Here is a 21,577-nt window from a genome sequence, read left to right as displayed (position 1 = left end):
ATGACTGACGTAACTAATAATAATATCGAAGTAAGCGGAGAGCCTCTTTACGAGGCTTCCCCATACCAAGTCTTTACCAAAGCAGACCTCTCAGGATATGTCGTGCTAAATAAGGATACCGGCGTTTACGAGGTCGAAGACAAAGTGTTGGGCAAGTGTATAACTTTTGCGGAGCACAGTGCAGCCTTCCTAGAAGATGCGCTAGCTGCCCCAGAGGAGGATAATAAGCCTGACATCTCAATCTACCCGGCATCCGCTATGCCGAAAGGTAAACTAAACTGAGGTAGTTGTATGCTAGCACTAGTAGACGGTGACGTTTACAAGTGGCGGTACGCAGCAGCAGGTGAGTATGACTCTTACTTGGTTGTCAAAGACGATGAAGAATTCTACGTCCGAGGAATCAAGAAAGCTAAGGAGGCCACTAAGGAAGGTGGCTCCTACGAGCTTGTTGAGCATGTCATTGATCCTGTTGAGAACGTACTCCATTCGGTGAAAATATCCCTTGAGCAGATCAAGAAGGTTTGTGGTTGCAAGACACCTAGAATCTTCTATGGCAGCAAGGATAACTTTCGTGAGAAAATTTACCCACAGTATAAAGCTAGTCGGGCTGATCGACCAAAACCTCACCACTACGAGGCCGTAATTGATTACCTCGTAAGTACTTGGGGCGCAGAGGAGGTGGTTGGTTATGAAGCTGACGACGCGATGGCTATACACCAAACTAAGGATACAGTTATATGTTCTCCAGATAAAGATTTACTACAGGTGCCAGGTCGCCACTATAACTTCGTATCTGACGAACGAATTACAGTCAGTCTTCGACAAGCTGACTTTAACCTATACGAGCAAATCATCACAGGAGACTCCACAGACGACATTCCCGGAATCAAAGGACTGGGGCCAGTCAAAGCACGCAGAATTCTGGAAGGTTCCGCCAACAGCAGAGAACTGCTTGCGCGAACAGTTAAAGCGTGGGAAGACAAAGTAGATGATATGTTATTGACCGCCAAACTCATATACCTCAAGCGAAGTGAGGACGATTGCTTCACACACCGACCGGAGGTTAAAGAGCGCCTATACGAGCTGTATGGGTGGACAGAATGAATGTTCTGGTGGCATGTGAGTTCAGTGGCACAGTTAGGGATGCTTTTCGAGCCAAAGGACATGACGCCTGGAGTTGTGATCTGCGGGACGATCCCTCTGACAGCTACTACCACATACAGGACGATGTGTTCAGGCTTCTAGAGGAGGGTATGGATGGAACTCCATCACATTGGGACTTAATCATAGCCCACCCACCATGCACACACCTTTGCGTCACAGGTAATCGCCACTACGCTGGAACCCAGCTTCGAATAGATGCTGCAGAGTTCGTGCGTAAGATTTGGGAGTATCCCTGTGAGAAGCTGTGTATCGAGAATCCTGTAGGGGTAATTAACAGCCTCCTACCAGAGATGCCGAAACCACAGTACGTACAACCTTGGATGTTTGGACATCCCACCACAAAGAAGACTGGGTTATGGAAACGAGGATTACCTGACCTAGTGCCGACTGATGAAGTTTACGATCAGATAGAGTGGGTAGAATTCCCTAACGGGAAACGACAAACGAAGTGGTACTATGAGACAAGCTGCCTCCCACATGCGGAGCGCGAGTATGTACGTAGCATCACATTTCAGGGGTTAGCGAACGCAATGGCAGAGCAGTGGGGATAACATGGCTAGAGGCCGACTATATAAGTTTGAAAAGTGGACTCTTCATTCCAAATATGAAGTAGGTATCGCGGAGGATTTGCGTGAGAAAGGGATTGAGTTTGATTACGAGGCTAAGACGTTCAAGTACACGGTTCAAGTTCCTCACACTCATTGTACTGAGTGCGGCGCTAAGCCTGCCTCCAAAACCGCCAAATACACACCCGATTTCTTTTTGCCCAATGGAATCATCGTTGAGGCTAAGGGTCGTTGGACATCCAGCGACAGGAAGAAAATGGCGGCGATGGCAGAACAGTATCCGGAGCTAGATATCAGGATGTTGTTCAAATCAGATAACTGGTTAACAAAGGCTCACCGCGATAGCTACAGTACATGGTGTGAGAAGAGAGGTATACCTTATCATGTTGGTGATGTTATTCCTGAGGAGTGGCTAAATGGCTAATATAATCGTAGTAGATTTGGATGGCACATTATGTGACCACCCCAAGGCAAGGGAGTTTACTGACGAGACTTGGAGTTGGGCTGAGTTCTCTAAGCTCATTCCGGAAATGGTTATAAATGATACTCTCGATGATTTAATCGCGGGCTATACTCACCTGGGTAACGTTGTTAATTTCGTAACTGCCCGTCCGTGGTTCTTAGCAGACGCCACCATTGATTGGTTGTGGAAAGTGAGGATGTGGGAGGGTGATGGTGTGGATAAGTTGTACTGTGCCCAACCAACGGACGATGCCCACTTCGAGATTGCTCGTAAACGTGGTGGCTACGCTGCCTTAAAGAAAGCCCATGCCCGATACAAGCTGGAGACTATTCGACGTATCGAGGGCGAAGGCAATAAGGTGCGGGCTGTGTTTGAGGATAACCCTGAAGCAATTAAACTCCTCCGCGAAGAGGGGTATCAAGTATTTGGAGTAGACTTTAAATGTTAAATCAGATTCTAACTATCGCTGCACTGGCATTTGTGCAGAATGTAGCATTCAGCTTGGTGTCTCGTGCTCGGAATAGAGATAACCACTATTACCACGCCACAGCCGCCGTTCTAAGTAACGGTTTATGGTTTGCCACTATGCACCATTTGGTTGCTACAGAGTTATCCGCAATCATGGCTATACCTTATATCCTTGGTACGGTCGCAGGATCGTTGTTCGGTGCGGGATTGTCAATGAAAATAGAGAAAGCTATAGGAGCAAATACATGACACTTAACAAGCTAGCTAAAGAGATTCACAAAGATAACGTAGATGCAGGTTGGTGGCAGGGTGATGTAACCTTGGAGAAGTTAGCTACTAAGTTGTGTCTGATTCATTCTGAGATCAGCGAGTGTATGGAGGGTCTGCGTAAAGGTATTCCTGACGACAAACTACCACACCGTTCTATGGAGGAGGTTGAGATGGCTGACACAGTGATTCGTATTATGGACTACTGTGGTGCCCGCAACATTGACCTAGATGGAGCTATTGCTGAGAAGCGAGCCTTTAATGCTCAACGGGCTGACCACAAGGTTGAGAATCGTAAACAAGCTGGAGGTAAAGCATTTTGAATATCGGCGAGTGGTGTTTAATCGCAGCCTTTTATTCCATATGCCTTATCGCAGGTAATGCTTTGGGATTAGGCATAGCTTATTTGTTGGGGTGGTTATGAGCAAGCTAATACTTCTAAATGGCCCTATAGGGTGCGGCAAGACAGCCGCTGTACAGACGTTAGTAGACCGCTTTAGTAACACAGCGTCTGCTGAGTGCAAGGAGCACCTACATCTACTGACACAAATATTCTTTAACGTGGAGCCGAGCGTCTACTGGACGATTTATGAGGATCGTTCTCAGAAGGAGTTGCCCCAAGCAGAGTTCCAGATACAACTAGAGGAGTACAATAAGTTAGCTAAGTTGCTTGGTAAACCTCACCGAGTTTCACCTGATAAGGTTCCAATCTCCATCCGGGAGGCTATGATCTATGTGTCGGAACTCGTGTGTAAGCCAGCATTCGGAGAGGACTACTTTGGACGAGTTCGTGCTAGTAAGCTTAATCTTTCTGGTGACGATACCCTCTACATCGACGATTCTGCAGGCTTTGAAGACGAAGTTCCTCCAGCTATACAAGCGTTGGGACAAGAAAACATCCTCCTAATCCGAGTGCGTGGTAGGGGTACATTCGACGGAGATAGCCGAAACTATCTACCAGATGGTTTGTGTGACCACACGGTTGATGTGTACAACACCGCCTCGCTGCAGGAGTTCGTGAATCGAGTGTGTTCTTATGTGCAGGGTTTTATTAATCGTCCACCACGATTGAATCCTTGTAATGCTCATGCGGTCGAGGACTTCAAGCATCACATTCAATAAGGAGAACTGCGTGAAGAAACGTGGCAAATCAATACTGGTTATTCCAGATAGCCATGCTCGACCCAATAACGATATGCGCCGCTTTGCGGCGTTGGGTAACTTCATTACTGAGAAGAAGCCCGATGTTGTTATCAGTATTGGGGATTGGGCAGACGTAGGTTCCTTGTGTTCCTACGATAAGGGAACGCTACATGCCGAAGGTCGTAGATATGCTGACGATGTAGCCGCTTCGAGAGAGGCGCTTGCACTGACGATGGGGCCGGTTCAGCAGGAAGTGGATCGCATCATCCGAAACAAGAAACGACGGTGGCATCCTGAGTTCCATATCACCATAGGCAATCACGAGCAGCGTATCATTCGTGCTCAAACTGAAGCTCCTGAGTACTATGGTGCCTTCTCCATTGATGATCTTGGATTCAAGGACTACGGCTGGAATGTCGTAGATTACATGAAGCCCTTGGTTATCGACGGCATTGCCTTCCAGCACTACTTCACTAGCGGTGTTATGGGAAGACCTATCGGAGGTGTTAACCATGCTCGAACTCTTGTACTCAAGAACTATATGTCCTCCGTCTGTGGACACTCCCACATGCGAGACTATTGGGAAGACACGAGAACGGACGGCCAACGAATCTTCGGATTGGTGGTGGGATGCTATGACGAAGGAGACCACCATTACACTGAAGAACAAAAACGATGGTGGAGTGGGCTCGTTATGCTTCATGAAGTCGAGGATGGATCAGCGGAGCCGGCATTCTTTTCCACAGACTATGTGCTGAGACGATATCTATGAACATCTGTCCCCTAAATCTAGACGGTAAACCGATTTGGGAGTACATCAGGACATACTGCAATCTGCGACAACGATCCCCAGAAGCAGCATATGCTTGGATCAACAGCTCCCAAAACGTACCAGACCAACTAAAAAAACAAATATACGAAACAGGAGAATCCTTAATCAATGCCAATATTACACCCTGAATACGAGTTTCGAACCGATCTTGGGAAGAATGTGTTCTATGCTCGTTACGCTTTAACTCAGGCTGAGACGTGGCGGCAGCGGGCCAAGACCATAGTGGATGAGGTATGTGGTACGGTGGGTGGTACTAAACACCCCCTACTATCTCAGGAGGAGTTGGATTTGTTGGTGGAAGCAATCTCCACTTTCAAGTTCCTCCCCGGAGGGCGGTACATCTACTACGCAGGACGGACTGCTAACTTCTACAACAACTGCTACCTCTTCAAGAGCGAGGAGGATACCCGCGAAGCGTGGGCTGAGCTGTGTGAGAAGGCTGCATCTGCCCTGATGACTGGTGGTGGCATAGGAAATGACTACTCAGTCTTCCGTCCACGAGGAAGCCTCCTAAACCGCACAGGGGGACAAGCCAGTGGCCCTATACCCTTGATGCAGATGATTAACGAAATCGGTAGGAACGTCATGCAGGGCGGTTCTCGTAGGTCTGCGATCTATGCCTCCCTAAACTGGGCACATGAGGACTCTGCTGAGTTCCTCCAGATCAAGGATTGGGACTCCCAGAAGATTCCAGGCACCGACCTTACCTACGGCGATGCTAAGAAGGCTGACTTCAACTTCCCCTGCCCTCTGGATATGACCAACATCTCGTTGAACTATGACGACGCTTGGTTGAATCTTGATGATCGAGCAACACATTCGACATTCCTAACGAATGTTCGATTTGCTATGATGAACGGGGAACCTGGCTTCAGCTTCAACTTTGGAGACAAGGAAGATGAAACTGCACGTAACGCCTGCACTGAGGTTACTTCTAGAGATGACAGCGATGTGTGCAATCTTGGCTCTCTTAACATGGGGGCTATTGAGTCTTTAGAAGAGTTTGAGGCAATCGTAGCTGTAGCCTCTAAGTTCCTAGTGTGTGGTACTTTGCGAGGTGATCTGCCCAACGACAAGATTCGAGAGGTTCGAGAGAAGAATCGACGCTTAGGTCTGGGTCTGATGGGGGTTCACGAGTGGTTGTTGAAACGAGGATACCGCTATGAAGCAAACCCAGAACTTACCAAGTGGTTGGAAGCTTATGAAAGGCTATCTGAAAGCGCTGCGAACGAGCAGTGCGACCGCTTTTATATCAGCCGTCCAGTCGCCTATCGTGCTATCGCTCCTACTGGCACTATTGGTATTCTTGCCGGGACTACTGGTGGGATTGAGCCTCTGTATGCTGTGGCTTATAAGCGCCGATACTTGATTGGCGGCACTAAGTATAAGTACGAGTACGTGGTTGACCATACAGCTCAAACCTTGATTGACCAGCATGGAGTCGATCCTAACAGCATCGAGACTGCTGCTGATCTGGCTAAAGACCCGGAACGTCGAATTGCTTTCCAAGCTTATGTGCAGGACTACGTAGACATGGCAATCTCATCTACGCTGAATCTGCCGGAGTGGGGAAGTAAGTGGAATAACGAGAAGAAGGTCGAGGAGATGGCACACATCATTTCCAAGTACGCCCCGCGACTGCGAGGTTTGACTTTCTATCCTGATGGTGCTCGTGGAGGCCAACCCATTACGCAGATTCCTTACGAGGAAGCAATTAAGCATAAGGGTTTGGTGTTCGAAGAGAACGTCGATTGTGGAGGTAGTGGTGTCTGTGGAATCTAATAAGATGTGGGAAACATTCCAGCAAAGCCTTCCAGCATTTCTTCGGGGGGAGGACGTAGCAGTCCTCTCTCAGGAGGATGTTAAGGGATGGTTGGTGCGGTGGTTACAGATACACCGGTCAGCGGCTAAACCCTCTGAGGAGGCAAAGGTGTGTTTACTCAAGGTAGCCGACGAGGTTATCAATGTAATATCACCAAACGAGCGGGATGCTTTAGATAAGTTTATGAAGATACCGGCCAAGGACAAACTGCACAGCTTGTGTCGTGAGCTTCTTCTGGTATTGGACGACTTCCAAATCTATCGCAAGTTCAAGTTCTCTGCCAAGGAGTTCTGATGCGTAAGCCGATTCACTTCAGAGTAGAGGAGTTTGTACCTCCCGAGGCATTCAAAAAGAGAGGTCAGAAGGCCATCGAGTTGATGGACGACCGAATAATTATAACAGCAGATCAACTAAAGAAGGCGTTTCCTGATGGAACAATCACCATCAACAACTGGGTATGGGGTGGCAGTCGAGTTTCTTCTGGACTGCGTATCCCAAGCTCCCCTCATTATAGCAGTACTAGCCAACATAGCTTTGGGCGTGCTATAGATGCGGTGTTTAGCTCCTATCATATCGACGAGGTGCGAGGCCACATCTTAGCCAACCCCGACAAGTTCCCGCACATAAACTTCATGGAAGTAGACATCTCGTGGTTACACGTTGACTGTCGCAACTGTGAACGTATCACACAATGGAGTCCCACTAGGGGTTTCATCCGCGCATAAAAAAGCCCCCGTTAGGGGGCTATTCTTACCAATCTCCATTCTGGAGAGCTTCCCACTCTTCCCGCTCAATCCTTTCCTGATACTCCTCATTACCACCAAGAGCACGGTTATAGACGAGCTTACCGAGAATAGGTACATGCTTGACAACCTTTGGATCAAAGCCTGCATCACCGAAGGCAGCATCTTCATCTGGCAGTACCGACAGGGCTGATTGTGCCAAATCCGTTAGCGCACCAAGAGGTGGCATTATGGTGTCGGTTACAGCTTCTTCGATCTGTCCCTTCTTGATCTTGTCGGCCACGTAGGAACTAGTTCCCAACAGTGCCCAAAAAGACTGAATGGAGGCATCGGAAGGGTCTGCTTCCCTACCAAGCATAATAGACTTAACCTGATCTGTGGTCATGCCTGCAAGCTGCATGGCGGTGGCATAGGTCATAGCATTACGAAACGCTCGTTTCTTACTACCTCGCTTGAACTCCTGCACTACTGAACGCCGCATCAAGTCCATCTGCTTCAGTGTAAATGTTCGTAGCATGTACAACAGTCTGCCATTGGGATGTCTCAGATACTTTTCAGGCATTTCCGAGAGAGCAATTGGCTGCACATCTGCTAACTCATTCCACAATAACAGCTTAACCTGCTCCGACATCCTACCTTCCCTAAGATCATTAACAAGCTTAGGATAATCCTTACCAAAAACGTCACGCCATTTGCGACCCAACTCCTGTAGTTGTTTAGGATCACCCTTAGCCAACTTAGCATTCTTCCTCAGTGCGCCGTTGAGTAGGGTGTTCTTACCAAAGCGGTCAACCGCCTTGAATGCAGACGCCTTCATTAGGCCGTCGAGAGCACGAGCAGTTGCACGTAGGTCAGAGGTAAGCTCCTGTGCTACATCATCCAGACCCAAATCCCTCATATCAATGCGCTTCTGGCCGAACAGTGCCTCGAATGTATTTCGGAGGCCATTGGCTTGTGCTGCTATGAATACATCCCCCAACTGCGTAGCTGCCGATATAGGGTTAGCTAGGGTGGTGGAGTATAGGATGTTCTTGGTGTTCTGAATAAAACCGGATGGGCTGCGCTCTGCCATAACCAGACGGTCATGTAAAAGCTGCCGCAAGATTCTATCTTGGTCTGTGTCGAGCTTTTTAGCATCAACAAGGGAACCGATGCTGTTGTTTATAATGTCTTCAACATCTCCAGCAGCTGCGCCTCCAGCCTTGTGAGTAACTCCCATCTTACCAAAGAATGCCCGCTTCTCTAAATCATTGGTCATCTGACGAATGTAGGAGTGCATGGCCTTGGTAGGGTCTTCATAATACTTAACAAACTTTTCAGGAATTTTGGAGATTTTACGACCCTTAACAAATCCAGGCTTGGCACCCTCCTTGGGCAAATAACCTCGCATGAACTTATTGATTATCATACTCTCTTCGTGCTGAGTAAGGCGTTTGTTTGGCTTTTTGGCCGCTGCCTTCTTCAACTCAGCTTGCAAATCCTTTCCAGCTTCCCTCCCCAACTCTTTAAATAAACCATCCTTATCCTTAATTAGTCGTGGGAAGTAATTCTCTATATCCCCAACGTCGTACCCAGACTTGACTAGTTTATCCCGGTAGTCGTTTAGAGTTTTAACTGTACTATCAAACTCATCCAGTGCTGCCTTACCATAGGTGGTCTCCATCACGTCACGAACAAGATCAAACTCCCCATTCATAAGAGCTTTAGCTACTATGGGTCTGTACTGTTGGGGAAGTTTCTCAACTCGTCGTAAGAAGGGTGCAGTCCGTTCTAGAGCTTCATGTGTTTGTCGAGACACGTTGTAGTCCAGCTCCCGCAGGCGATGGGCTACTTCGGGTGCAATGTTCTTAATTCGTGTATACACGCCACCCATGATGCTGTCTACGGCTTCGCCACCATGTGTGTACAGCCATGAACCGATAGCACTCTTATTGCCCTGAGCAAGCTCCGCACGCTCCAATGCCTGTGCTCGGCTATGTATGCGTGGCTTGTTTTCCTTACCAACAACCTTCAATAGATTGCCGTACTGGTCGGGGGTAACATCGACCTGCTCCAGAGCACGCTCAAATGCTGTGGGTATATCCAAGCCTTTAGCTATACCAATATCCAACTCATCCTGAATAGCCGCCACCTTGTTTACAGCATTCTTGCGGACGATGGGCGCAGCAACCTTCTTTGCGGCCTTAGCACCGTACTCAGCACCAGTACTTAGGGCAGGCGGGGCGATGGCTCCAATAGTAATACCCAAGCCTACGTTTTTGGCAGTGAGTTCACCATTCTGAGCTAGGTCGTGGAGTCCCGCATCCACACCACCAATAATCGAACCTGCAGCAGCCTGGCCCAATTTGGTTTGGCCACCAAAGGGTAGTAGGACTGTTGGCGTTGCTAGAGTTCCTAACACAGTTCCCAGAGTACGATCCACGTCACCACTAGCCAGCACATCTTGATATTCCTGATCTATGACATCCTGCTTGGCTTTTAGGATCATTTTGCGGCGCTCCTCTGGGGTAGCCGCCATGAAACCCTCCCCGTAAAGATCATCCCCTGATCGGAAATCCAACCCCCAATCATCGCCCTCCTCGTTAGTAAACCCCCAAGCAAACGCACGTGGGAATCTAGATTGCAAGAAAGTCTCTAGGTTTTCCACATCTGTAGGAGCAGATTCGAAGGCGTACATCTGCTTACGCCACTCGGATGCTTCGGGAGACCCCGGCCCAGCCACCTCGGCATCAAGGCGCATAAGCTCCCCTTCGAAGGAAAGCGGCTCCGGTTCAACATCTTCAACCCCAGCATCAATGGCATCCAACTCCGCGAGGAAGCTATTCTCTTGGTCTATTTCATCCAAGGCTGCTTCGAAGTCTACGATGTCACCAACGTCCTCGGACTCTGCGCGACTGGTGGTTTCCTTAACTGTGTCAAATTCAGCACCGACAGGTACGTTAAAAGGAACAGTCTCGGGTTCGCGAATATCGAACTGGCCTTTAGTTACAGCATCAACATCTTCTAGAGATGCTCCCGCCTCCACAGCTTCAGACACCTTTTGTAAAACTTTATCAGCCACGCGCTAATCCTCTATTAATCCCAGCCTTCTTTCTTGGCTATCTTGAGCAGAGTTTCCCGGTCTACCTTCTTAGCTTTGTAGGCTGCCAGAGCTTCCTGCTTACTAGTATATGGGTGATTATCTACCGTTATTTGTTGCTGAGTTTCGGTTGCTGCAGAACCGAATGGAACATACTCATACTTAGCACCCCACCACGAGGCATCCTTCTTGGGAACAATTCCAGCCAACAGTTGTTGTGTTGCCATTGCTGCAGCCTGAGTAAAGGAGAGACCCCCCTCATACGCCTTATCCTCTTGGATTTTCTTAGCTAACGAGATGGCATTAGTTCTAAACGCCTTCTTGTCGTCAGTGCTCAATCCCTCAAGTTCGGGCGTTTGTTCTGCAACCTTCCGTAGAACTGAGTCCATATCCTGCTGCTCAATCTTGGTGGCAGATGAGGGTTTAACCTTGGTTGGAGAACTCGAACCCTTGTTATACATCTCATCAATTCGGGCATTTATGTAATCCTGAACCACCTTACGTTGGGCGGCAACGTCATCAGGGAAAGCAAATGCGGCCTCTTGGGCTATCTTTGGCAGCTTGGTTCGCATTGCTTCAAGCTCAAGTTGGACATTTTGAATATCCATCTTCCTACGATGTTCGAGGTTTGACATCCCAGTTTCGATTAGCCGCTCTCGTATGGGGGCATCTTTCTCGAAGTCACCCGTGAAGCCGTACCCTCCACGATCATTGAGTTTTTTGGCAGTCTCTGCCCAAGTTTCGGGGGTACTGCCTACAGCAGCTAGTTCCGCATCCGCTACACGAGCATCAGTTTCAGCACCAATCTCAGCAGCCGCAGCTTCACGCTCATTAGTGGCTTTGGTCTTTGCGGTCTCAGACGGGAGTAACTCCTTACCTGCCTCTGCAGTAGCACCCTCAAGCTCCATAGTAGATTTGCGAGTCTTCTGACCTAGAGCACTAGTGAACTCACGAGACTTCATTAAAGCTTCTTCCAGGGCAGCTAGTTTGGAATCACGGTACTGTGGCGAGGTGCTGATGTCAGTCTCTACTTGCTCACGAGGCATGGTTATGTCGTGCAGTTCCTGTGCCCGAGAGTCCTGCCTACGGGCTAAGGTCATGGCTTGTAGCTGCCGCTGTACCCGAGTAGCGGGATTATCTTGAATAATTGGTATAGCCATGTATCACCTTTATGAGAAAAATCCACTTATATCCGTACCGCCGGTGATGGCTTGGGATGCGGAGTCTCCAACCGACCCAATACCAGACCACAAGGCTCCGGACTTCATACCACTAGCTACGCTACGACCAATAGCTGCCTGAGCTTGTCCACCTATACGCTGGGATTCCAGATTACCGTAGAGCTGAGCTCCTTGTGCAGCATTTCCAGGGGTAGCTGCTGACAGATTCATCAAGCGATCAATGATTGTGCCATACTGTTGTGCAGCAAGGCCACTAGCACGCTGTTGGAGGGCCGCTAAGACGTTTCCTGACTCACCCATACCCTGAGCTGACATTTGCCGCCTAGTGGCTCTCATGGACTCATCCTGAGCGAATTGGTAGCCGGGGTCTGCACTGATGTCTGCTCGCCCCATAACCAAATCGGAGAGGTATTGTGCTATCTCCGGACGATAGGTTCGAAAAGGATCAGCGGACGCCTGTGCGTGTTCTGCAGTATCTCGCAGTTGTTGTAATATGTTGTGGGCACGCTTGTACCCCTTTTTGAGGCTCTTGGCTCCTTGATAGGCACCAATAGACTCAGTTACGTCCGATATAGAAGCCATCTTAGTATCCTATTGCAATCCAACGAGCTGTGCCTGAGATGTCCTGTCCGTTGTCTATGTTAACCGTAGATGTAGTCAGGGCACTGTACGACACACCACCAGAACTTGTTGAGAACAGGCCCGCTGCATCTATACAATAGTTGAAATAGAAGACAGCGCTGGGGAATGTTTGGGGAAACGTTATGCCAGTAGTGGTGTCGCCGGTAACTGAGGCAGAACCCCACTGAATCATAACACCATTCTGTAGCTTGATATAACCATTAGCACTGAGGCTAAAGTCCGCTAGGTTAAGTACACTAGCCAAGGCTGCTGGAGTTACTGCTAGGTTGGTAGCTGCACCCGCTTGTGCCTCAGCGTTAGTAGTTGCACGAATATTACCCTGCTGAGTAGTTGATGCGTCTCGGGCAAGGTTGGTAAGGTTGGTATCCATTTCGGATTGGGTTAGGGCGGAACCTTTACCGCCCCGAGTAGTTACTGGTATTGACATTTACAGACCTCTTTTAATCCGCAACCAAAACGGTTTCTATGTTTTCTTGTTTAGGTGCTTCTCCACTACCTACACAAGTATATGAGCTAGATGCTCCTGAAACAGTATGCGTGACCCACAAATCCGCTTGGTCTAATGGTATGCTACTACCACATCCCGGACAGGGAGCTACCTTAACTGGTTTATTCACTGTGGAACCTCCGCCCACGTCACATTTATATCCACCTCTTCAGAACCCGTTAGTGCTGTTGGACGTAAAACCTCCAGTGCTGCAGACGTGCCGGGCCGAAGTACGAACACTAAACCATTTGGAGATTTCATAGGAGAGCGAGAAGTTGCCCCGGCTCTGGCAGACAACTCTGTACCACCTACTAAAACTCCGCCGCTACCTCCCTTAGTGACCCCAATCGGCGTGTTACCACTACCAAAATCGTGATTGAAGGGTGTTTGGGAAGCTCCTGTACTTGTGGCGTTTTTAAAATAACTGATCTTTACCCGATCAAACTCCTCAGTATAAACTGCAAAGTGGAGTATGTAGAGATCAATGCCACTTCCAGATGGATTGTCGAGGTGTAGGGAGCATCTGCCCCCCGACCCTATAGACTCACGCACGCCTGAGGTGTATACGATTCCTTTTTCTACCGCGTTAGATATTGCTGTCATAAAGTAGTGGGCTCCAAATACCCAATCAAAACGATAGCGCCGTCAAAAGACCCCTGCTGCACATGCCAGTATACTCTGTCTGTGAACACTGCTGGTTCCGAATGACTTGCCGTGATATTCGCTGCCTTAAGAACGCCGCCGAGACCTGCAGAACTTTCCTCTATCGCCAAACCTCCCTTTACAGGCCCACTTGAGCCATCACGTATAAATGCTAGCAGTGGACTGTTGGTGTTTGTGTTAAAGCCCCATGTCCTAGCACTCGTTACGTGAAACCTAAATCCTGAGGGCACGGTGTACAGCGTAGTGTTCGGTGCAGGGTTTATTGAGTTAACTTCTTGGTGTGACCGTCCCCTAGTTTGACTAATTCTATCCCCTAAAGCCACAAGCAGGTTATCATTACCACTTAGTTGTAGCCGATTGATTTGGCCAGTGACTTCGTTAGGGCCACGAATAACTGAGGTGGTCAGTATTCCCGGAAACGAATCGAATATATCCGCATCTAGGGAGATGGTTAGGGGTACTTGTTGAGCAACTCCACCCTTACTACTAAGATTGAGCTGCGTCAGGGTAGTGCCGCTGGTGTTAACAACTACAATGCGATAATATGCACCAAAGAACTCCGCGCCAATTACGCGAGTCTCGTTAGCTGCTGGGGTTAGAAAGGGCACACCGTCGTTGCGTATACCAGAACCTTGATCGTCGTTGGCATTCATAACATACACCTCTAAATTGGTGTCGCCGCCAACGGTTAGTGATTGGTTTGTGTACTCAGTACCTGCTGCATCATCCCCATTCCTGATCCAACCAGAATCTATAACATTAGGCTCAGTATTAAGTACGGGGTCGATGGTGATAGCCCCACCGCTCGGAAGCGATGGGTTATCTGGTATGTTGTGTAAAAACAGGGTACGCCAAGATGTACCCGCTGATACGATAAGAGGGTTGGATATAACCCCCACCCGATTACCCGCCTCGTCGTAGAGTGCTACGTTCGTGGCGTTCTGAGTAGATACATCTGCCATAGGTTACTTATTACGCAAGTTCGTTGTATTCAAATGTAGCATACATGTCGGCTGCGAAGAAGTCATCCATATTGGTTACGGATACTCTAAATACAGCAGTACCTCCGGTGTTACCGGTAATCTGCATAGCCTCCGGAGTAGCCACTGTGAAAGTTTTAGTGTCGTTGGCGTTACCAAACAAGGCCGCTACGGGAGTGGCGGTAGTACCATCGAACAACTCAACTATGGCCTTGAAGCGCACAGAAGAACTAACAGTCACTTGAGTCAGTTCAGCAACTACAGTGTCTGCAGGAGCAGTGCTACTAATGGTATCTGAACCACCAGCAGCTACTGAGGTCGCAGTACCGTAGGTGTATTTGCTATCCGCAGCAGGTGTGGCGTCTGTACTAACCACAAGCGGGTTGGAAGTAGTACCAACCTCTGTACCGCTAGCATTCTGAAGACGTACTCGCTGTGCGCCGTTGAGATCGACAGACTGCTTAACGTCATTACCTTCTGTCCAAGTGGGGTTAGAGGCATTTGCTACAGCAGGCAGAGTTGATACGAGATCAGTTCCAGGAGCGGCACTGTTGTTGGTTTTTAAACCTTTTACAGGTACGGGAGTGAATTGGTCAGCCATTATTTACTGTCCTTTGTTGAAATTAGTTTTTCGAGGTTTTCTTCAAGCTTTTTTATTTGCTTGTCCGAGGCCTCGACGTTGGTTAAAATTTTGCTTTTTTCTGATTCTATCTGCATCAGTCTGACGCGGGCACTCTTCTTGTTTAGCTCCTGCTGAGCTATTTGCTGCTCTATCTCTGCTCTACGAAGTTCGTAGTCCGGGCCACCTAAATCAGCCATTTGGATACCTGTATGCTAATGTTGTATGAAAATCCGCAGTAGCCGTAGCTTCGCATGTTATGTCAACACTGACGGTTACGCCTGCGGCCTGTGTAGTGTTCAGTATGAACTCGGCTGTGGGCTGTCCTCGAAAGATGAAACCAAAGCCCACGGGAGCGCCATCAAATTTTATGATTACTTTGCCATCACCCGTTCCACCAAACTGTACGCTATGCACTACTGCATCACTAGTTAATACATGAGTAAGTATGGTGGAGGTCGTTGAGGGGGCAATACTACCTGTGGCATAAAGCAGCTCATTCTGGTCACTGGGAAATACGTTTTCACTCATATTATCACCCACTCTGTATCAGTAGCGAGTACATCCATGCCCCACCACCGAACATTCAGAACCTTCTGTGCCTCCCCTTGAATAGTCTCACTAGCATTAGTGGCGACAATCACATTATTATCCCCACCCAAACGCTTTATAGTGAAAAACTTTCCATCCGCATCTGCAATCGGGGGTAAGGTAATAGTAACCTCACCTCCCGAAGTATCCACCAAGATCACATCATCCGTAAGAGCTGCTGTGTAGTCCGTGGACTTACTGACATACCTAACTAATCCGTAACCGGTAAATAGGTTGTCCGACTCACGTTGGTGTTGCTCGAACTGATTTGAGGTATCTAAGACTAGTGGTATTCTCGTAGCCATTATGCTGTACTCAAGTTGTATATGTCACTTATGTTGGTGGGGGTCATCTCGTATCCGGAAAAGATGAACATATGCGTGGCTTCACCTCCAGTAAATACTGGCGGTGTTCCAGAGATGGCATCATTCCTAAAAATAGCTAACTCTCCAAAATTATAGTTCACAGACCCACCAGAACCACTACTCCCCGTAGGGTGTTTTGAATTATTGACATACAGATCGACATCTGTAGCAGACCGCAGTATAGCAACTATGAAGTATGTCACTCCTCCGGATAAAACTATCCCTGAACGAGTAGTGCGCCTGTCTGACGATGTAAAGCCGCCACCATCCCCCACAGTAGTACCCAACTGCCCACTGACGTTGACGTCTAGTGATATTCCGTAGTATGCGGTATCGTGGTCATTTGTGGACATCACTACTTGAGTTGATGCTCCTACAGGATCATCGAATTTGACGAAACCTCCCATACTTATAGGGTAGGATAGTGCCCCCAAAGAACTTCCAGCAACAGCATCATCCACGCCATCGAAGGATACAGAGGTTCCTTCCGAAATTAATGCGGCTGCACCTAGGGTGGGTGATCCCACATAACTTAAGTCATTACCGTTGCCTGAAGAGTCGGCTGCTGTGGTTCCTGAGGTCTCGTTTAGTAGGTATAGCGCTGTGGGTGATAGATTTAGCAGATAATCACGGACTGCCTGAGATACCTCTGGGACGTACAACTTGATGCTAGGTTCCCAGTGCATACCAACCACGTTAGATCGTAAAGCTGTGCCTACAATCTTAGTGTATCCTGTTGTGGGTGGGGTCGTAGTTAGGTATCCATCAGAGCCAACGTACAACACAGTTCCAGGAGTGTATGATGCAAAGGGGATGGTGGCATCACCACAAGTGGCTACCTCAACCTCCTCACCAGCAGTAGCATTTTCCAGGGCTATGCCGAAAACGTCTCTGGTCGCAAGATCACCACTACTGCACCTAGATACGTAGTTATCCCCAGTTACGTACACACACTGTCCAGCATTAATTTGGGTTTGTGCCCTAACAGTGGTTATGGTGTGATCTACGTCAGGGGTAGTACTTCCACCCCCTCCTCCAGAACCTCCACCAGTAGTTACTCGCTCAACCCCGTTAACCTGATCTCGTAGCTGAGAAAACCAGTTGCGCCACGTTTGACTATTTACATCAGGATCGTGATACGGAGGTGGGCTAATTTGTATATTATCTGGCATACCTAGAAGCCCTCACATCAATCTCAATCCCCTCTATTCGGAGTGGATCAAGACCCTCATAATCCAATTGAAATGATCTTCGTTTAAAGTTACCCAACCTAGACAGCTTTCGCCGGAACTCCGTATCCAGATTTCGAGGAGTGCTGAATGTTCGGAAGTGGTCGTCTGACCAAGACACTTGAATGTCCTGCTCCCCAGCAGCTTCTGCTAAGGTTGTTCCCACCACCTCTAAGCGATGGCAGTATTTGTTAGTCATCGTCCCACCATCCCACTCGCCTATACGAACAGACATTGGAATCGCGGTGTACGTATCTTCGCCTTGATCGGTTATGTAATCGGACTGATTTTCAATGTAGTCATCCGTGTCGAAGTAGGTGTATATGATCGTCTGATCTACTGGCGCATAATCCGCTGTAACCTCAGCAATCTCACCGTTTAAAAACAGTACCGAAGCAACTGTGTTCCTAGATCGTAGTTTGGAGGTTCCAACCAAGACTGGGAAACCACCATTCTCCAAGATCGAACTATCCCATGTAGACCAAGTACCTATGGTTTGGTCATACACCAAAGTAAACTGGGTGTCATAAAGGTCAGTACCTTCTATAACGACATAGGAACCTTGATCTTCAATATAGTCTGCGGAGAAGTACTCACCGCCACCTCCAGGACTAGCTACACTCTGAACACCTGATATGAAGCATACCTGATGTCCTCGAATCAGCATTGACGACACAAAGAAACTTAACTGTTTGGTGTGTCTAGCCTCTGCGATAAAGTCGTCTATGGATTTGGTGGACAGCTTAGCTAGTTGGTAGTTATCCAGCAGGTATACACCCAAGGTTCCAGTTCCCTCAGAACCCACGAAGTAAACTTTGTTGCCCTGTACCGTCACAGCATTCTCATTCAAAGCGCCGAGATGGATCATAGTGTCCTGTCGTCGGGCTAGTGGAGAGCCTGTGGCGTTACCAGCGTTGTAGAAGAACTCTATTGTGCGAGTACCTACGACTGCGAGACCCGGCCCATGTTGGGCTAGATAAACACCACCATCTTCCTGACGTCCTGCTTCGATGAAACCCAAGGCGTCGAATGTTGTGGGGTCATTATCGTTGCTGTTCCAGATAACACCCAGGGTGTCCAGTACGTAGAGGTTCCCATCCAACCACACACCACCACCAGCAAGTTCCCTAGCGGGGGTTTGGTTTGGGGGGAAGTTGGAGTCAGTGATCTGAGTCAGTCCATTAGCATTGTCGATAATCCAACCTTCGTTGTTCTCCGGATCGAGTAGGGCTAGTGCATCATCGCACTCTACGAAGTACACTCTGGAAAGCCCCGCAGATATTGTACCGATAGAACCAGAGTAATCCAAGTACACCGTATCGTTGATGACTTGGTACGTCCTGTCGTACTTCTCCCAGTTGTATGCGCCCCGACCACGCTTCTCACGACCAGTAAACTCTGGTGTGTTGTTTACGGTGATGCCGGGACGTTGTGTTGCGTATACACGCCCATCAGGGTACTTATCATACATGATGTTGCGTGCGTACTCGCTGCCTTCTGTAAGGGTAGAGCTAGCATCCTCAACGTCAGTGCTTGCAAGTATTGGTAGGCGTTGTATAGTCATTAAAAGGATTCCAACGTATTAGGCTGAAGGATTATAGAAGTTCCAGCTTCGTTGTCGAAGAAGTAGGCCATGTCGTAATACTTCTTGGCCAGACGTTCGACTTTAGCAGCATCCTGGGTCGGTGTGCCATAATCCGGTACTAAGGCTTCAGCTAGGTTATAGGCTAGTGCTAAATACCACTCTTGAGGAACCTCAGGGTTGTCGGTTGCAGCATCCAAGTCAGCTAACGTCTTCTGTACGAACAGGGTGACGAAGTTCAACTCACTACTAGCTTCGGGATAGACAAACAACTTACCAGTACCGATCTGAGGATCGTAGTACATCTGAGTGATGATGCCATCAGTGGTCTTAACACCCAACGTGTTGTAGTCTGTGCGAGAGATCACACCCACAGGTATCTCTGTGTTACCCACCGTAGTGTAGCCTTCCAACACCTTCATGGGTCGGTTAGCTTTGGTGGTGTATACAAAGACAGTGTTGCCTTCTGCGGCAGTAGAGCTTAGCGAATCAGCTAGTTCCACTTCGGTAGAGTTTGTAACCGAGTCTACGGTAGTCCACTGGACTGTAGTTCCATCTAGCTGAACCCCAACATAATCCCCTGCTACGAAAGATACGTCATCGTCAACAGTTAGGGTGGTTCCAGAGGCATCTGCAGCAACAGTTGTTGAGCGATACGCCGCTGTTATATTGGTACTGGCCGAGGGGCCGATTGAGTACTCGTGCTGACCTTTCTCTGGGAATAGATACAGGCGTTGGACAGCGAATAGGTTTAGCCCATCCGCTTGCCATGCTTTGATGATCCCGTTTAGAACGAAAGCGGCGTCGTCGATCTGCTCGGAGTTGGGGTCTTCCCCCTCCCCTAGAACACCCAACGACTGTAGCGCCTTCTTGATTATTTGGTCACGAGTGACCGTAAAGTTTATTGATGTTGATATGGCCATAGCTTAATCCTATAAAGAAACCTCAGCGGGACTGCCTGTAGTACTGTACGAGGAGGTCTCAAGGAAGATAAGCACCGTTCCAGCTCCACCGGCGGTGCCTGAGTGGCCTGCGGAATTCCAACGACCGCCGCCCCCACCGCCTAGACCATCCTGGCCTGCAGTTGGGGTGCTTGTAGAACCACTACCGCCACCACCTGAGCCACCACTGCCACCTCCGCTACTAGTGCTACCACCACCCCCGCCGCCATAGTGGTCGGCAAAGGCAGGCAACGACGTTAAATCCACCCCGTCACCACCAATTACACTATAGCCTCCGAGGAAACCCTCACCGGCCCCCGCACCGGCACCGGCAGCGGAGCCTGCACCAATATTAGAGCCTTGGCGTACTGGTGCCAGAGCATAGCCTCGTACGTCTGGGGAAGGTGTGTCTCCCCCTCCTAGGCCGCCTGTGCCCTGAGCACCGCCTAACCCCCCTGGGGCAGTTATTAGAGATGTGCCAAATGTGCTAGTTCCTCCACTAGCGCCGGGACTAGAAGAACCCGTAGACGGGGCCCCTGCCCCTACAACTACATCATACTCTCCCGCTTCAGCGAAGAAGGTCACGTCGGCAACACTACCACCAGCACCGCCACCTCCGCCAAAAGTACCACCGGCACCTCCACCGCCAACCGCAACAACCCTAACATAGCTAGACTCGGTCAGAGTTAGCGTGCCTGAGGAGGTGTATTTAAGTGCTGCTACGGGTTCTAGAGTCTCCTTAGTGGGGTTTATAGTACAGCCTGCTAAGAAGTGTTGCAGCATGTCCGAATCAGTCAGCGCAGACCCATACACGGAGGCGTAGTCCAAGTGTACCGACAATAGGCTACCTAGATACAGTTGGGATAAACTGCCCCCCTCGGTCTCGTTGGTGTAAGTGAACTGTCCCGCAGTAAGTCCATTTATATATAGGGTCACAGTCTTAGCTGCAGTGTCTTTGGAAAAACCAAGGCAGTAGGTCTCTCCCAGAGCTAATGGCTCCCAAGTAGTCTCCACCACCTCGTCCGCGTTTGTTCCATACTCATGCTTATACTCTAGTCTATTTGAGGTATCTAAAAACAGGCCCCATTGGGTGTTGTGTGCTGAACCTGATCCGTCTGAGTCATACGCTAGAATCCGCCCAACTACTCCACTGTTACTTTGTAGGGTTACCCACAACACCACCGACACGTCAGAGTCTGTCGGTAAGCCAGAAACGTCGGAGAGCTGAACATACCTTGATCCTGCGTAATCTGTTAGTATAGAAGTTCCCTCTACACCGTATATTAGACTGGGATTGCCTTGTGTCGGAGAATTTATATACTCCGCATCGTACCCGTTACCCGAACTATCTACTGCAGTGGTGCCGGAAGTCTCATCCAACTTATATTCGACTATCGGAGAAAAGGATGCCACAACCTCTTCGTAAGTGAGTCGGACAAAGGGGTCGGGGGCCACCGGTAAGGGGATTGTTAGCTGGTAGAACGCCTGCTCACCATCTGTTCGGGTTAGCGTAAGCGGAAACAGACCATCGCGTGTAAATGCCGGGCTGGTGAATGTTATAGTTGAAGAGTCTACAAAGGTGTAAGACACCTCGGGAAGGGTGCCTATAGTAAGGGTCATGTCCTCGGTAAAGCCCACCCCAGTAATTGTCGCAGACTCTCCTCCGGCTAGTGCAAAAACACCAACTAGATTCGAGGTAGTATTCAACACCTGGGCTATAGTTATAGGAGAGTATGTGTAGGGGGCTACT

The 21,577-nt window shown here is 48.9% G+C and carries 23 protein-coding genes; 10 read left to right on the top strand and 13 right to left on the bottom strand.

The window, feature by feature from the left end:
- The 10 genes from ABYP33_RS04270 to ABYP33_RS04225 all read left to right on the top strand — a co-directional run bounded on the left by ABYP33_RS04270 (position 1) and on the right by ABYP33_RS04225 (position 7,019).
- On the top strand, positions 1-282 hold the full coding sequence (locus ABYP33_RS04270; RefSeq protein WP_373088745.1) for a hypothetical protein: 282 nt from the start codon (positions 1-3) through the stop codon (positions 280-282).
- A 9-nt stretch (positions 283-291) separates the two neighbouring features.
- On the top strand, positions 292-1,104 hold the full coding sequence (locus ABYP33_RS04265) for a hypothetical protein (protein WP_373088742.1): 813 nt from the start codon (positions 292-294) through the stop codon (positions 1,102-1,104).
- Between the two features lie 612 nt (positions 1,105-1,716).
- Entirely contained in the window at positions 1,717-2,154 is a 438-nt protein-coding gene (locus ABYP33_RS04260) for a hypothetical protein (RefSeq protein WP_373088740.1), read from the top strand.
- Positions 2,147-2,641: a hypothetical protein gene (locus ABYP33_RS04255; protein ID WP_373088738.1), complete on the top strand. Its 495-nt coding sequence runs from the start codon at positions 2,147-2,149 to the stop codon at positions 2,639-2,641. Before ABYP33_RS04260 ends, ABYP33_RS04255 begins: the two co-directional genes overlap by 8 nt.
- Positions 2,635-2,910: a hypothetical protein gene (locus ABYP33_RS04250; protein ID WP_373088736.1), complete on the top strand. Its 276-nt coding sequence runs from the start codon at positions 2,635-2,637 to the stop codon at positions 2,908-2,910. Before ABYP33_RS04255 ends, ABYP33_RS04250 begins: the two co-directional genes overlap by 7 nt.
- A complete protein-coding gene (locus ABYP33_RS04245) occupies positions 2,907-3,251 on the top strand; it encodes a hypothetical protein (protein ID WP_373088734.1) in 345 nt (114 codons plus the stop codon). The genes ABYP33_RS04250 and ABYP33_RS04245 overlap by 4 nt, the downstream gene beginning before the upstream one ends.
- Positions 3,252-3,348: 97 nt before the next feature.
- The gene (locus ABYP33_RS04240) at positions 3,349-4,050 is read left to right on the top strand and encodes a hypothetical protein (RefSeq protein ID WP_373088731.1); all 702 of its coding nucleotides are present in this window, start codon (positions 3,349-3,351) and stop codon (positions 4,048-4,050) included.
- Positions 4,051-4,060: 10 nt separating this feature from the next.
- The gene (locus tag ABYP33_RS04235; RefSeq protein ID WP_373088729.1) at positions 4,061-4,843 is read left to right on the top strand and encodes a metallophosphoesterase; all 783 of its coding nucleotides are present in this window, start codon (positions 4,061-4,063) and stop codon (positions 4,841-4,843) included.
- Positions 4,844-5,011: 168 nt separating this feature from the next.
- A complete protein-coding gene (locus ABYP33_RS04230; RefSeq protein ID WP_373088727.1) occupies positions 5,012-6,685 on the top strand; it encodes a hypothetical protein in 1,674 nt (557 codons plus the stop codon).
- A 148-nt stretch (positions 6,686-6,833) separates the two neighbouring features.
- Positions 6,834-7,019: a hypothetical protein gene (locus ABYP33_RS04225; protein WP_373088724.1), complete on the top strand. Its 186-nt coding sequence runs from the start codon at positions 6,834-6,836 to the stop codon at positions 7,017-7,019.
- Positions 7,020-7,475: 456 nt separating this feature from the next.
- Here ABYP33_RS04225 and ABYP33_RS04220 read toward each other — a convergent pair whose 3' ends face one another.
- From ABYP33_RS04220 to ABYP33_RS04160, 13 genes are all read right to left on the bottom strand, one after another.
- The gene (locus ABYP33_RS04220; RefSeq protein ID WP_373088721.1) at positions 7,476-10,529 is read right to left on the bottom strand and encodes a hypothetical protein; all 3,054 of its coding nucleotides are present in this window, start codon (positions 10,527-10,529) and stop codon (positions 7,476-7,478) included.
- Between the two features lie 14 nt (positions 10,530-10,543).
- On the bottom strand, positions 10,544-11,707 hold the full coding sequence (locus tag ABYP33_RS04215; RefSeq protein ID WP_373088719.1) for a hypothetical protein: 1,164 nt from the start codon (positions 11,705-11,707) through the stop codon (positions 10,544-10,546).
- A gap of 9 nt (positions 11,708-11,716) precedes the next feature.
- The gene (locus ABYP33_RS04210) at positions 11,717-12,310 is read right to left on the bottom strand and encodes a hypothetical protein (protein WP_373088716.1); all 594 of its coding nucleotides are present in this window, start codon (positions 12,308-12,310) and stop codon (positions 11,717-11,719) included.
- A 1-nt stretch (position 12,311) separates the two neighbouring features.
- On the bottom strand, positions 12,312-12,797 hold the full coding sequence (locus tag ABYP33_RS04205) for a hypothetical protein (protein WP_373088713.1): 486 nt from the start codon (positions 12,795-12,797) through the stop codon (positions 12,312-12,314).
- 186 nt (positions 12,798-12,983) lie between these two features.
- On the bottom strand, positions 12,984-13,460 hold the full coding sequence (locus ABYP33_RS04200; protein ID WP_373088710.1) for a hypothetical protein: 477 nt from the start codon (positions 13,458-13,460) through the stop codon (positions 12,984-12,986).
- The gene (locus ABYP33_RS04195; protein WP_373088707.1) at positions 13,457-14,482 is read right to left on the bottom strand and encodes a hypothetical protein; all 1,026 of its coding nucleotides are present in this window, start codon (positions 14,480-14,482) and stop codon (positions 13,457-13,459) included. The genes ABYP33_RS04200 and ABYP33_RS04195 overlap by 4 nt, the downstream gene beginning before the upstream one ends.
- A 10-nt stretch (positions 14,483-14,492) precedes the next feature.
- Positions 14,493-15,101, bottom strand: coding sequence for a hypothetical protein (locus tag ABYP33_RS04190; protein WP_373088704.1), 609 nt, complete (start codon positions 15,099-15,101; stop codon positions 14,493-14,495).
- Positions 15,101-15,319 carry a hypothetical protein gene (locus ABYP33_RS04185; protein WP_373088702.1) on the bottom strand — a complete coding sequence of 73 codons (219 nt, stop codon included), beginning with the start codon at positions 15,317-15,319 and terminating at the stop codon, positions 15,101-15,103. Before ABYP33_RS04185 ends, ABYP33_RS04190 begins: the two co-directional genes overlap by 1 nt.
- Complete coding sequence (locus tag ABYP33_RS04180) at positions 15,312-15,650, bottom strand: hypothetical protein (protein ID WP_373088700.1); 339 nt, start codon at positions 15,648-15,650, stop codon at positions 15,312-15,314. The genes ABYP33_RS04185 and ABYP33_RS04180 overlap by 8 nt, the downstream gene beginning before the upstream one ends.
- Positions 15,651-16,014: 364 nt before the next feature.
- Complete coding sequence (locus ABYP33_RS04175; protein WP_373088697.1) at positions 16,015-17,247, bottom strand: capsid cement protein; 1,233 nt, start codon at positions 17,245-17,247, stop codon at positions 16,015-16,017.
- Positions 17,237-18,868: a hypothetical protein gene (locus tag ABYP33_RS04170; RefSeq protein WP_373088695.1), complete on the bottom strand. Its 1,632-nt coding sequence runs from the start codon at positions 18,866-18,868 to the stop codon at positions 17,237-17,239. The genes ABYP33_RS04175 and ABYP33_RS04170 overlap by 11 nt, the downstream gene beginning before the upstream one ends.
- The gene (locus ABYP33_RS04165; protein ID WP_373088692.1) at positions 18,868-19,809 is read right to left on the bottom strand and encodes a hypothetical protein; all 942 of its coding nucleotides are present in this window, start codon (positions 19,807-19,809) and stop codon (positions 18,868-18,870) included. Before ABYP33_RS04165 ends, ABYP33_RS04170 begins: the two co-directional genes overlap by 1 nt.
- Before the next feature lie 9 nt (positions 19,810-19,818).
- Entirely contained in the window at positions 19,819-21,534 is a 1,716-nt protein-coding gene (locus ABYP33_RS04160; protein WP_373088689.1) for a glycine-rich domain-containing protein, read from the bottom strand.
- Positions 21,535-21,577: the final 43 nt, after the last annotated feature.

It is taken from the genome of Zhongshania sp. (genome assembly GCF_041584495.1).
In the GTDB taxonomy this organism is placed as follows: domain Bacteria; phylum Pseudomonadota; class Gammaproteobacteria; order Pseudomonadales; family Spongiibacteraceae; genus Spongiibacter.
This window is presented reverse-complemented; position numbering and strand designations above follow the sequence as displayed.

What these genes read in the sequence shown, in the direction of transcription:
- ABYP33_RS04270 (WP_373088745.1), top strand. Translation starts at nt 1, where the DNA reads ATGACTGACGTAACTAATAATAATATCGAAGTAAGCGGAGAGCCTCTT.
- ABYP33_RS04265 (WP_373088742.1), top strand. Translation starts at nt 292, where the DNA reads ATGCTAGCACTAGTAGACGGTGACGTTTACAAGTGGCGGTACGCAGCA.
- ABYP33_RS04260 (WP_373088740.1), top strand. Translation starts at nt 1,717, where the DNA reads ATGGCTAGAGGCCGACTATATAAGTTTGAAAAGTGGACTCTTCATTCC.
- ABYP33_RS04255 (WP_373088738.1), top strand. Translation starts at nt 2,147, where the DNA reads ATGGCTAATATAATCGTAGTAGATTTGGATGGCACATTATGTGACCAC.
- ABYP33_RS04250 (WP_373088736.1), top strand. Translation starts at nt 2,635, where the DNA reads ATGTTAAATCAGATTCTAACTATCGCTGCACTGGCATTTGTGCAGAAT.
- ABYP33_RS04245 (WP_373088734.1), top strand. Translation starts at nt 2,907, where the DNA reads ATGACACTTAACAAGCTAGCTAAAGAGATTCACAAAGATAACGTAGAT.
- ABYP33_RS04240 (WP_373088731.1), top strand. Translation starts at nt 3,349, where the DNA reads ATGAGCAAGCTAATACTTCTAAATGGCCCTATAGGGTGCGGCAAGACA.
- ABYP33_RS04230 (WP_373088727.1), top strand. Translation starts at nt 5,012, where the DNA reads ATGCCAATATTACACCCTGAATACGAGTTTCGAACCGATCTTGGGAAG.
- ABYP33_RS04215 (WP_373088719.1), bottom strand. Translation starts at nt 11,707, where the DNA reads ATGGCTATACCAATTATTCAAGATAATCCCGCTACTCGGGTACAGCGG.
- ABYP33_RS04210 (WP_373088716.1), bottom strand. Translation starts at nt 12,310, where the DNA reads ATGGCTTCTATATCGGACGTAACTGAGTCTATTGGTGCCTATCAAGGA.
- ABYP33_RS04205 (WP_373088713.1), bottom strand. Translation starts at nt 12,797, where the DNA reads ATGTCAATACCAGTAACTACTCGGGGCGGTAAAGGTTCCGCCCTAACC.
- ABYP33_RS04200 (WP_373088710.1), bottom strand. Translation starts at nt 13,460, where the DNA reads ATGACAGCAATATCTAACGCGGTAGAAAAAGGAATCGTATACACCTCA.
- ABYP33_RS04195 (WP_373088707.1), bottom strand. Translation starts at nt 14,482, where the DNA reads ATGGCAGATGTATCTACTCAGAACGCCACGAACGTAGCACTCTACGAC.
- ABYP33_RS04190 (WP_373088704.1), bottom strand. Translation starts at nt 15,101, where the DNA reads ATGGCTGACCAATTCACTCCCGTACCTGTAAAAGGTTTAAAAACCAAC.
- ABYP33_RS04185 (WP_373088702.1), bottom strand. Translation starts at nt 15,319, where the DNA reads ATGGCTGATTTAGGTGGCCCGGACTACGAACTTCGTAGAGCAGAGATA.
- ABYP33_RS04180 (WP_373088700.1), bottom strand. Translation starts at nt 15,650, where the DNA reads ATGAGTGAAAACGTATTTCCCAGTGACCAGAATGAGCTGCTTTATGCC.
- ABYP33_RS04175 (WP_373088697.1), bottom strand. Translation starts at nt 17,247, where the DNA reads ATGCCAGATAATATACAAATTAGCCCACCTCCGTATCACGATCCTGAT.
- ABYP33_RS04170 (WP_373088695.1), bottom strand. Translation starts at nt 18,868, where the DNA reads ATGACTATACAACGCCTACCAATACTTGCAAGCACTGACGTTGAGGAT.
- ABYP33_RS04165 (WP_373088692.1), bottom strand. Translation starts at nt 19,809, where the DNA reads ATGGCCATATCAACATCAATAAACTTTACGGTCACTCGTGACCAAATA.